This is a genomic window from Rhizorhabdus sp. GW822-FHT03C02 (assembly GCF_058801765.1).
Genome location: NZ_JBXANN010000033.1, coordinates 704 through 1,269, shown reverse-complemented (window position 1 = coordinate 1,269; position 566 = coordinate 704). Strand labels below are relative to the sequence as shown.

1 protein-coding gene is annotated in these 566 nt (G+C 64.7%); it reads right to left on the bottom strand.

Annotated elements, in window-relative coordinates; translation table 11 throughout:
- A partial coding sequence (locus AC1RM6_RS30430) for a HAMP domain-containing protein (protein WP_493108439.1) occupies window positions 1–566 on the bottom strand: 566 nt, incomplete at both ends.

Sequence of the window (566 nt, the reverse complement as noted above, 5' to 3'; positions counted from 1 at the left end):
TCGACCATCGTGTTGATCGTGTTCTTCAGCTCGAGGATCTCGCCCTTCACGTCGACCGTGATCTTCTTCGACAGATCACCGAGCGCCACCGCCGTCGTCACCTCGGCGATGTTGCGGACCTGGCCGGTCAGGTTCGCCGCCATCGCGTTGACGTTGTCGGTCAGATCCTTCCACGTCCCGCCGACACCGGGCACCTGCGCCTGGCCACCGAGCTTGCCGTCCGAACCCACTTCGCGCGCGACGCGGGTCACTTCGGAGGCGAAGCCGTTGAGCTGGTCGACCATCGTGTTGATCGTGTTCTTCAGTTCGAGGATCTCGCCCTTCACGTCGACCGTGATCTTCTTCGACAGATCGCCGAGCGCCACCGCCGTCGTCACCTCGGCGATGTTGCGAACCTGGCCGGTCAGGTTCGCCGCCATCGCGTTTACATTGTCGGTCAGATCCTTCCACGTGCCGCCGACCCCGGGGACCTGCGCCTGGCCGCCCAGCTTGCCGTCCGAACCCACTTCGCGCGCGACGCGGGTCACTTCGGAGGCGAAGCCGTTGAGCTGGTCGACCATCGTGTA